The 10,180-nt window shown below is 31.0% G+C and carries 11 protein-coding genes; 4 read left to right on the forward strand and 7 right to left on the reverse strand.

Annotated features, from left to right (window positions below; translation table 11 throughout):
- Positions 1-210: 210 nt before the first annotated feature.
- From ACI3VO_RS15720 to ACI3VO_RS15745, 6 genes are all read right to left on the reverse strand, one after another.
- Entirely contained in the window at positions 211-1,140 is a 930-nt protein-coding gene (locus tag ACI3VO_RS15720; protein WP_439758820.1) for a thiamine pyrophosphate-dependent enzyme, read from the reverse strand.
- A 16-nt stretch (positions 1,141-1,156) separates the two neighbouring features.
- Positions 1,157-2,338, reverse strand: coding sequence for a hypothetical protein (locus ACI3VO_RS15725; protein WP_439758821.1), 1,182 nt, complete (start codon positions 2,336-2,338; stop codon positions 1,157-1,159).
- Positions 2,339-2,341: 3 nt separating this feature from the next.
- Entirely contained in the window at positions 2,342-2,641 is a 300-nt protein-coding gene (locus tag ACI3VO_RS15730; protein ID WP_320625562.1) for a 4Fe-4S binding protein, read from the reverse strand.
- Positions 2,642-3,214, reverse strand: coding sequence for a 2-oxoacid:acceptor oxidoreductase family protein (locus ACI3VO_RS15735; protein WP_439758822.1), 573 nt, complete (start codon positions 3,212-3,214; stop codon positions 2,642-2,644).
- A 338-nt stretch (positions 3,215-3,552) separates the two neighbouring features.
- A complete protein-coding gene (locus ACI3VO_RS15740; protein WP_439758823.1) occupies positions 3,553-4,719 on the reverse strand; it encodes a pyridoxal phosphate-dependent aminotransferase in 1,167 nt (388 codons plus the stop codon).
- A 230-nt stretch (positions 4,720-4,949) separates the two neighbouring features.
- Positions 4,950-5,849, reverse strand: a complete 900-nt coding sequence (locus tag ACI3VO_RS15745) for a LysR family transcriptional regulator (protein ID WP_439758824.1) — start codon at positions 5,847-5,849, stop codon at positions 4,950-4,952.
- Between the two features lie 213 nt (positions 5,850-6,062).
- Between ACI3VO_RS15745 and ACI3VO_RS15750 the strand changes: the two genes are divergently transcribed.
- The 4 genes from ACI3VO_RS15750 (at position 6,063) to ACI3VO_RS15765 (ending at position 9,492) form a co-directional block, all read left to right on the forward strand.
- Positions 6,063-7,328, forward strand: coding sequence for a dicarboxylate/amino acid:cation symporter (locus ACI3VO_RS15750; protein ID WP_439758825.1), 1,266 nt, complete (start codon positions 6,063-6,065; stop codon positions 7,326-7,328).
- Positions 7,329-7,378: 50 nt separating this feature from the next.
- Positions 7,379-8,044 carry an RraA family protein gene (locus ACI3VO_RS15755; protein ID WP_439758826.1) on the forward strand — a complete coding sequence of 222 codons (666 nt, stop codon included), beginning with the start codon at positions 7,379-7,381 and terminating at the stop codon, positions 8,042-8,044.
- Positions 8,045-8,071: 27 nt separating this feature from the next.
- Positions 8,072-8,725, forward strand: a complete 654-nt coding sequence (locus ACI3VO_RS15760; RefSeq protein WP_439758827.1) for an RraA family protein — start codon at positions 8,072-8,074, stop codon at positions 8,723-8,725.
- A gap of 62 nt (positions 8,726-8,787) precedes the next feature.
- Positions 8,788-9,492, forward strand: coding sequence for an RraA family protein (locus ACI3VO_RS15765; protein WP_439758828.1), 705 nt, complete (start codon positions 8,788-8,790; stop codon positions 9,490-9,492).
- A 148-nt stretch (positions 9,493-9,640) separates the two neighbouring features.
- Here the strand turns inward: ACI3VO_RS15765 and panB are convergent.
- The coding region (panB, locus tag ACI3VO_RS15770; RefSeq protein WP_439758829.1) for a 3-methyl-2-oxobutanoate hydroxymethyltransferase at positions 9,641-10,180 on the reverse strand (540 nt) is incomplete at its 5' end.

A 10,180-nucleotide genomic window follows, 5' to 3' on the forward strand; every position in this document is an offset into this window, starting at 1 on the left:
ACCACAAGTTTATTCTATCAAATAAGGTATCCACAATAGCATATTCATTTTCAGTATGGTTCCATTCACCTAAAACACCACAAGAGCATAGGAATTTATATAATTTTAAAACATCATATGTTGTTTCATAAGGCATCATTTCAACAAAAAATAAGGATGAGCAAATAAAAACCTCATCCTTATCTTATATTAATATGAAAACTGTCTAATTTATTTACAACGTTTAAGTAGAGCTTCCCATCTTCTGTCTACTTCTTTTTGGAATTCTTCTATTAAGTATTCATTTTCTGGTTTGAATAAATGTTTAAATCTACCTTGCATAGCTAAGAATTCTTCTACTGGAAGTTTTTTCTTAGGTTCGTAGTTAAGTATCCATTCACCTTCTACAACTTCAAATAATGGCCAGTAGCAAGTTTCAACAGCAGCCTTACAAACGTCCATTATTTTTTCTGCTGGATATCTCCAACCTCTTGGACATGGAGCCATTACGTTTAAGAAAGCAGCTCCTGGAGTGTAGATAGCTTTTTCTGCTTTAGTATGTAAATCCTTGAAGTTCTTTATAAATGTAGTTTGAGCTACATATGGAACATCGTGATCAGCTATTATAGAAGCTAAATCCTTTCTATTTTGTGGTTTACCATTTGAGTGAGATCCAACTGGAGTAGTTGTAGTATCAGCGAACATAGGAGTAGCTGATGAACGTTGGATACCTGTGTTCATGTAAGCACCGTTATCGTAGCAAACATATACTAAATCGTGATTTCTTTCCATAGCTCCTGATAATGATTGGAAACCTATATCGTAAGTACCACCGTCACCACCGAATGCTATGAATTTGTAGTTTTCATCTACTTTACCTTTTTTCTTTAATACTTTATAAGCTGATTCAACACCACTTAAAGTAGCACCTGCACAAGCAAATGCAGTATGAATGAAAGAATCCTCCCATGCAGTATATGGATACATGAAAGTAGAAACTTCTAGACAGCAAGTAGCATTACATATTACAGCTTGATCTTCTTCATGAAGTCCTCTTAAAACGTTTCTAACAGCTATAGTACCACCGCATCCAGCGCACATTCTGTGACCTGGAGCTAAACGTTCTTTTTTATTCATTGTTTCTTTGAAATTATATGTCATCTTTATTATCCTCCCCTTAGTCTCTTACTGATAAGTAACGATAAGTATCGCCTATATTACCAGTTTTGTCTACTTCTTGTAAATCATTGAAAACTTCTGTTAAGCTTTCAACAGTAACGTCTCTACCACCTAAACCATAGATGTAGTTTATAACTTTAACACTAGCACCTGCATCGTATAAAGCAGCTTTTATGTCATAACCTAAAGGTCCACCTTGAGAAGACATACCTTCAGCTCTATCCATTACAGCTAATACTTTTACATTTTTTAATGCAGCAGCTATTTCAGCAGCTGGGAAAGGTCTATATAATCTTATTTTTAATATTCCTGCTTTTATTCCTTGTTCTCTTAGCTTGTCTACAGCATCCTTAGCAGTACCAGCACTTGAACCTATAACTACTAATGCAAAATCAGCATCGTCTAATTTGTATTCTTCAAATAATCCATAGCTTCTTCCTGATACTTCAGCAAATTCTTTAGCTACTTCTAAAGCTACATCTTTAGCGTTTATCATAGCTTGAGCTTGAGATCTTTTTGCTTCCATGTAGTAAGCTGGAGTTCCATAAGGTCCTACAGCAAGAGGAGTACCTGCGTTTAATAAGTATTCTTCTGGTTCATATTCACCTACGAATGCTTTTACTTTTTCATCTTCTAATAATTCTATGTTTTCAACAGCATGAGAAGTTATAAATCCATCTTGACAAACCATTATTGGAAGTCTAACGTCTTTATGTTCAGCTATTCTGAATGCTTGGATGTAGTTATCATATGCTTCTTGGTTGTTTTCAGCAAATACCATTATCCATCCACAGTCTCTAGCACTCATACCATCAGAGTGGTCGCAGTTTATGTTTATTGGTCCAGTTAAAGCTCTGTTAACTAATGCTAAAGTAACTGGTACTCTGTAAGATGCAGCTATTGGTAACATTTCTAGCATGTACGCAAAACCTGCAGAAGAAGTAGCTGTTATTGTTCTAGCACCAGCAGCTTCTGATCCTATACAAGCACTCATTGCACTGTGTTCACTTTCAACTGGTACGAAAACTGTGTCAACTTGCCCATTAGCAACATAGCTTGAGAAATATTGTGGTATTTCTGTTGATGGTGTTATTGGGAAAGCTGGCATAACGTCTGGGTTTATTTGTCTCATAGCAGTTGCTATTGCTTCATTTCCTGATAATCTTTCTCTTATTGCCATTTATTATTCCCCCTTTATCATTTCTATTGCATCACATGGACAAACTGCTGCACATATTCCGCAACCTTTACAATGTTCAAAATCAAAATCTAATCTTTCTTTATCTACAACTGGTATAGAACTATCTGGACATACTGGAACGCATAATAAACATTGTTTACATTTTTCTGCTATAAATTTAGGAGTATTAACTCTCCATTCACCAGTGTTGAATTCTTTAGAAGTTCCACCACCTTGAATATTTCCACCTATTGATATATCTTTCCAAGATACACTTTCATTGTATTTTTCACTAACTTTCATCTATTTTACCTCCTCTAAAGCCATTTCTAAAGCCTTTAAGTTACCTTCTATAACTTCTGGTTTAGATTTAAATTTATGACTGAAAGATTCTTTCATTTCAGCTAAGAATGTATCTATTGGCATAACATTACTTACTTTTACTATTGCAGCAAGCATTGGAGTGTTAGGGAAATATTTTCCTAAAGCAGCGATTGATACTTTTCTTGCATCTATAGTATAAACTTTTCCTTTGTATCCTTTAAGTTGAGGGATTATTTCTTCCTTAGATTTTGCTGTATTAACTACTATAGCTCCATCTTCCTTTAATCCTTTTGTAACATCAACTGATTCTAATAAAGTTTCATCTACAACAACTACAAAGTCAGGATTGTAGATGTTAGAGTGAACTCTTATTTGTGTATCGCTTATTCTGTTGTAAGCAGTTATTGGAGCACCCATTCTTTCTGGTCCATATTCTGGGAAACCTTGAACGAATTTTCCTGTGTTAAAAGCAACATCTGCTAAAAGTAGAGATGCAGTTTTAGCACCTTGACCACCACGGCCATGCCATCTGATTTCTGTTAAATTACTCACTTAATCATCCCCTTTAATATTTAATGAATTTTATATCTTAAAATAGTTTAATATAACGCACTTATGTATGTAATATTAAAAAGTATTTATAATCTAATCTTAATCAATGATAATAGAAGTGTCAATAGAAAAAATAAAATTATATAGGAAAACGTTTAGAAATATTTTTTTTAATAAAAAAAAATATTTTTTTAGTTATTTTAGTGGAAAAAGTACGTTATAACATACGGTGAAAATTTAGTATTTTTTGAAAATTCTTTACTAATTTCAATTAAAATTATAGTTTTAATAGGAAAATTTATTTTGGAAAAAATATGTTATAACGTACATAAATACAATTAAATAAAAATTTTATTTAATCTTTCAACTGCCATTTTTATATTTTCCATTGAAGTTGCATATGAAAAACGAATACATTTTTCTCCGCCTTTACCAAATACATCTCCTGGTGACACTAAAATATTTGCTTCTTTTAAGATAAAGTCTGCAAGTTCAAATGAATCCATATTTTTATAATCGATCTTACAGAAAATATAAAATGCTCCTTCAGGAGTAGGGCAATTTATACATGGAATTTTATTTAATTCCTCTACAAAATAATCCCTTCTCTTAGTATATTCATCGACCATAGCCTTTATTTCATCTTGGCAATCGAACGCTTTTATAGCACCCATTTGAGTAAATGTATTTACGCAATTAACTGTGCTTGCTTGTAATTTCATTATAGGATTTATTAAATTTTTATCAGCAGCAACATATCCTAATCTCCAACCAGTCATTGCACAGCTTTTAGAAAGTCCATTTATAGTTAATGTACGTTCTTTCATATTTTCTAAAGATGCTATACTGTAGTGTTTTATATTATCATATGTTATACGTTCGTAAATTTCATCTGAAATTACAAGAATATCGTGTTCTATTGCAAATTCAGCTATTGCATTTACTTCATCTTTAGAAAGAACATGTCCAGTAGGATTGCATGGATTTCCTACAATTAACATTTTTGTTGCAGGAGTTGCATATTTTTCTAATTCTTCTTTTGTAATTACAAAAGAATCTTCTAGGTTTAATTGTACAGATATAGGAGTTCCGCCTGCTAATCTAACTATTTCATTATAAGAAACATAGCAAGGTTCTAGTATAAGAACTTCATCACCTGCTTCTATAAATGCTAAAATTGATTGATATAGTGATAATTTTGCACCAGGAGTTATTACAATTTCACTTTTAGGATCTACATCTATATTATTTTCTTCTTTTAATTTCTTAGCTATTCTTTCTTTTAATTCCATAACACCAGAACTACTTGCGTAATGGGTAAAATTATTATTAAGTGCTTCTATAGTGGCTTCTTTGACTTTGTTTGGAGTGTCAAAATCTGGTTCACCTCCTGCAAATAGCAATACATCTATACCTTGACGTTGCATTTCTATTCCCTTTGATAGTAATTTTACAGTAGGTGAACCTTTACTTTGTTTTAATATTTTTGTTTCGAAATCTCTCATAATACTTCATTTCCTTTCATTTCAAATTTAATTTATTAATTGAGATAATTGTATATTAAATGGACGTTCAGTGATTTTCATAATACCGTAATAATTTTTGTGTAAATCCGAATTTATATAAAAATTACGAAAATGAAGTATTTATGAAAAAGAAATTTATATTTTTAAAACTAATTGACTTAATTTTAGTATTATAAAAGATTTTTAGAGTTTTTTTAGAATAAAAAAGTTTATTTAGTTTTATGTAGTATATCAAATTCATTTTTTATAAATTTTAAAAACTCTTTGACAACTGGTCTTTGCCAATCCTTTTTTAAAGTCATAGCATGAGCAGTTACAGAAAAATCTAATTCTTTCATATTTAATTTATGAAGTATATTTTTTTCAATATCATCTTTAATCATAGCTTCAGGTAACAATGAAAGAACATTTTCATTTTCAACTATTTTTTTTATTAAAACTCCGCTATCTATATACATAGGTATATGATAATCATCATCTTCTAATATATGTTTTAATAATTTTGTATAAGGAGAATCCTTTTGTGTCATTATAAAATGTTGCATTTTAAGATCTTTTTTAGATATTGACTCCTTTTTTGCTAAATTATGCTTTGAGTTACAAAATAGTACTACAGGAGTATTAAATAATATTGTTGTATCGAACATATCTGATATAGAATCTTCAAGATCATATTTAATAGCTACATCAATATCCTCTCTTAATAAAAGCTTTTGGAAGTTAGCTGGATCTTGAATAGATACAGACATATTTACATTTGGATATTTCTTCATAAATTTATATAAAATCTCTTGCAGGTGGTATAAAGCGATAGATTCAATTGATGCAATTTTAATATCTCCTTGTATTCCCTTTGAAAACTCTACAGCGTCAATTGCTTCTTCATATTCTCTTAAAATAGAGTGTATATATGGAAGTAGTATTTCACCGCTTTCAGTGAGTTCCCCTTTTTTACCTTTTTTAGATATTAATTTTACACCAAATTCTTTTTCGAGATTGTAAATATGATCGGCTACGGTGGAAACTGCATAATTTAGTTTTAAGGCAACTTTAGTATAAGACTTTTCTTCTGAGTAAGTTAAGAATGTAATTAATTGTTGTATATTCATATTAGAACCTCTCTTTCATAGATTTTATAACTTTTATATATTATATTATTGATAAATTCGTACGTAAATTAATAGGTGGCGTAGATTACATATACTTTCGAATTTTTCGAAAATTTAATATTTGTTTTTCGAATTTATAAAAAAGCGAATTATGGTATTATTATATCAACAGCCGGTTGAAAATACTATTAAAAAAATTAAGGAGATATGAATATGGGAGAAACTAAAAGTAAAAAAATGAAACTATCAACAAAAATGTTAATAGGTATGGTATTAGGTATAATTTTAGGAGCAATATTCCAAAGTATGCATCTTGAAGAATTTTCAGCAAATTATATAGCTCCACTTGGAAATATTTTTATAAGTGCATTAAAGATGTTAGTTATTCCACTTATTATATCATCATTAGTTACAGGACTAACAGGATTAGGTGACAATTACGCGCTTTTAGGAAGAATATGTGTAAAAGCAGTTATATTCTTTTTAGTATCAATGGCATTGACTACTACAATAGGTATAGTTGCAGTTAATGTTGTTGGATTAGGAGAAGGTATGAATCTTGTTACAGATGAAGTTTTATCTACAACAGCGGCAGATTTAAATGTCATGACTATGATAGAAGGATTTGTACCATCTAATATAGTTCAAGCAATGTCAGAAAATAACATGATTCAATGTATAGTATTTAGTGCTATCTTGGCAATCGCTATTGTAAAATCAGGAGAAGAAGGACAAAGTGTAAGAGAAGGTTTATCTAAGTTTTCAGATGTTATGTGTAACATGCTTATGGTAGTTATGGAGTATGCTCCTATAGGTGTATGTGCATTAATGGCAAATACTGTAGCTACTTCTGGATTAAGTATAGTAATATCCCTTTTAGGAATAATAGTACTTCAAATTTGTGTAATGCTTTCAGTCTTTTTACTTTTATATGCTCCAATAATGGTGTTCTATTGTAAAATTCCAGTAACTTCTTTCTTTAAGTTATGTTCACCATCAATGCTTGTAGCAGTAAGTACTGGTGCTAGTATGGCGGCTCTTAGTTTAAATATGGAAGCAAGTAAAAAATTAGGATGTAGTGAAGATATATCAGATATGATAGTTATAATGGGAAATACTATGAACATGGCAGGGTTAGCAATGCATATAGGACTTGCTGCAAACTTTGTAGCTAATGCTTATGGAATTGAGTTAAGTATTTATACACAAGTTATAATCGTTATGAGTAGTGTACTTATGGCAATGGGAATGGCTGGAATACCAGGAGCAACTCCTTTAGTAAGTGCAGTATTCTCTCAAGTTGGACTTCCACAAGCAGGTGTTGGATTAATTGCAGGAATAGATCAAATAGGAACTATGATACGTACAGTAATGAATATTACAGGAGATATAGTAGCAGCTTGTGCTATATGTGTCTCAGAAAAGAAATTTGAATTTGGAAAAGCAAAAATATCTAGTCAAAATAGAGAAACAGCTTAATAGAAATAAGCTTATATATATAATATGAAATATGAAAGGGGATTAAAAAAATGTCAGAATTTAATAAAAAATATAGAGCTAGATTTGAAAAACTTTCGACTACTAATGTATCAGATGCATTAGATGCATTAGGATTAAAAGGATCTACTTATGGAGTAACATCATTAATACCTTCTTTATGTAAGATATTAGGGCCTGCTGTAACTGTTAAAGTAGCACCAGCAGGAGAAGTAAAAAATAAAGTACATATGTGTGTAACAGCAGTTAATGTAGCTGAAGAAGGAGATGTAATAGTAATAGATAATGGCGGTAGATTAGACATATCTTGCTGGGGCGGTATTATGGCAAATACAGCAAAAGTAAAAGGAGTAAATGGAGTTGCAATTGATGGTGCAGCTAGAGACATAGATGATTGTGTTGCAGCTAATTTCCCAGTATATGCTAGAGGTTCTGTAGTAGCTACAGCTAGAGGTAGAGCTATGGAAGAAAGTACTAATAAAATGATTCAATTTGCTGGAGTACAAGTAAGCCCTGGAGATATAGTAATGGGAGATAGAAGTGGTATAGTAATAGTGCCATCAGCAAAAATAGAAGAAGTATTAGTAAAAGCAGAAGAGCTTTTCGAAAAAGAAGAAAAAATGGTAGCAGAAATACTAAGTGGAGCATCTGGAGTAGATGTCGATCAAAAATATGGTTATGAAAATATGTTAAAATAATTAATAAAAATTGGGGGTCTAATAGAGATGAAAGAATATATAGAAAGATTAAAAAAATTAGATACAACTTGTGTATCAGATGCAATGGATAAATTAGGAATACCTTGTGCACTATATGGTGTAAAACCTGTAATACCAGGTCATGTAATATGTGGAGAAGCTTTTACTATAAAATATAAACCATGTGGACAAGTTAAAGGAACTGTTGGAGATTTTCTTGATGATGTAAAACCAGGAAATGTAATAGTAATAGATAATGACGGAAGAACAGATTGCACTGTATGGGGAGATATAATGGCTTATACAGCTAAAAAAATAGGAGTAGAAGCAACTCTTATAGATGGTGTTTGCAGAGATTTACCAGCAGTTAAAAAATGTGACTATCCAATATTCTCAAAAGGATATTATATGTCAACTGGAAAAGATCGTGTTGAAATAGCATCAATAAATGAAGAAGTATCAGTTTCTAATATTCCAGTTTGTCCTGGAGATATAATATTAGGTGATGATACAGGCGCAGTAGTAATACCAAGAAATTGTGTTGAAAAAGTAATAGAAATAGCAGAAGGAATAGAAAAAACAGAAAAACTTATATTAGCAGAAATAGATAAAGGAAGCTCTTTAAGAGATGCAAGAGCAAAATTAAATTATCATCATTTACAAACAAAGGAAAGCAAATAAGTACAATTAAATATTTGATGATTATTTATAAATAATCAAAATTGAGAAAGGAATGTAAATAAATGAGCAATATAGGTTGTAGAATTTTTACAGAAATTAAAAGACCAGATAAAGAATTAATAGATCAGTTTAGAGGATTGCCAGTAGCTAATATTGGAGATAATATGAATCGTATATATTGTGTAGATTCAAATATAAAATCAATGAATGGGCAAAGCCTAGTAGGAACTGCTTTTACATTACATTTACCATCAGGAGATAATTTATTATTACATAAAGCTATGGAATTAGCTAAACCAGGTGATGTTTTAGTTGTAGCTTGTGGAGGAATGGAACGTTCTTACTGTGGAGAATTAATGATGATGTATGCAAGAAATAAAGGAATAGCTGGATTTGTAATAGATGGATGTATTAGAGATATAGACGAATGTGAACAACTTGATAATTTTCCAGTATTTGCAAAAGGAGTTATGCCTCAAGGTCCTTACAAACATGGTCCAGGAGAAATAAATGTTCCAATAGCTGTTGGAGGACAAGTAGTATTTCCAGGAGATATAGTTGTTGGAGATAGAGATGGATTAGTATTTGTTCATCAAAAAGAAGCTGAAGATGTCCTTAAAAAGGCAATAGCACAAAATAATAAAGAAAATAAATTAAAAGAAATATATGAAAAGGGTGGATTACAACCATCATTTAGTGAAGAATTACGTGAAGAAACATTAGCTAAATTAAGCTGTGAAGTAATAGAAGGATGCTTTGAATTTTAGTGTTAAATTATATATATAAACCCCAAAATAAAAAATATAATTAGCCTAATAAAGATGTAAATTGAAAACTTTTGATTTATATCTTAAGAAAAAAGTGCAATAAGTAGAAAATAAAATTTTCTCTTATGCACTTTTTCTATTTAAAATACTATTTGATAGTTTTATTTAATTCATCTACAACAGAAGGATCGATTTTATATGTATGCTCCTTTTGAGGGAAGGTTCCGTCTTTGACCTCTTTTATAAATGTTTCAAATGCATTTGACATAATTTGACCTACTTCTGCGTATTTTTTTACAAATTTAGGAGTAAAATCGCTAAACATTGCCAACATATCTTGGTAAATTAGAACTTGCCCGTCACAACCAGCTCCTGCACCTATTCCTATTGTAGGTATAGATAATTTTTCTGTGATAATAGATGCTATTTCAGCAGGAACTCCTTCTATAACTACTGCAAAAGCTCCAGCTTCTTCTACGGCTAATGCATCGTCTATCAATTTTTGTGCTGCCTCAATGCTTTTACCTTGAACTTTAAATCCACCAAATGCATTTATTGATTGAGGAGTCAACCCTATATGTGCACAAACTGGTATTGTAGCCTTGACTATTGCCTTTATTTGTTCACAAACATCAGCTCCACCTTCAAGTTTAACTACATCAGCACCGCCTTCTTTTATTAATCTACC

The organism is Intestinibacter sp. (genome assembly GCF_051866655.1).
In the GTDB taxonomy this organism is placed as follows: Bacteria; Bacillota; Clostridia; order Peptostreptococcales; family Peptostreptococcaceae; genus Intestinibacter.

Coding starts and splice junctions, on each gene's coding strand:
- ACI3VO_RS15730 (WP_320625562.1), bottom strand. CDS start 2,641: ATGAAAGTTAGTGAAAAATACAATGAAAGTGTATCTTGGAAAGATATA.
- ACI3VO_RS15760 (WP_439758827.1), top strand. CDS start 8,072: ATGAAAGAATATATAGAAAGATTAAAAAAATTAGATACAACTTGTGTA.
- ACI3VO_RS15750 (WP_439758825.1), top strand. CDS start 6,063: ATGGGAGAAACTAAAAGTAAAAAAATGAAACTATCAACAAAAATGTTA.
- ACI3VO_RS15720 (WP_439758820.1), bottom strand. CDS start 1,140: ATGACATATAATTTCAAAGAAACAATGAATAAAAAAGAACGTTTAGCT.
- ACI3VO_RS15740 (WP_439758823.1), bottom strand. CDS start 4,719: ATGAGAGATTTCGAAACAAAAATATTAAAACAAAGTAAAGGTTCACCT.
- ACI3VO_RS15765 (WP_439758828.1), top strand. CDS start 8,788: ATGAGCAATATAGGTTGTAGAATTTTTACAGAAATTAAAAGACCAGAT.
- ACI3VO_RS15755 (WP_439758826.1), top strand. CDS start 7,379: ATGTCAGAATTTAATAAAAAATATAGAGCTAGATTTGAAAAACTTTCG.
- ACI3VO_RS15725 (WP_439758821.1), bottom strand. CDS start 2,338: ATGGCAATAAGAGAAAGATTATCAGGAAATGAAGCAATAGCAACTGCT.
- ACI3VO_RS15745 (WP_439758824.1), bottom strand. CDS start 5,849: ATGAATATACAACAATTAATTACATTCTTAACTTACTCAGAAGAAAAG.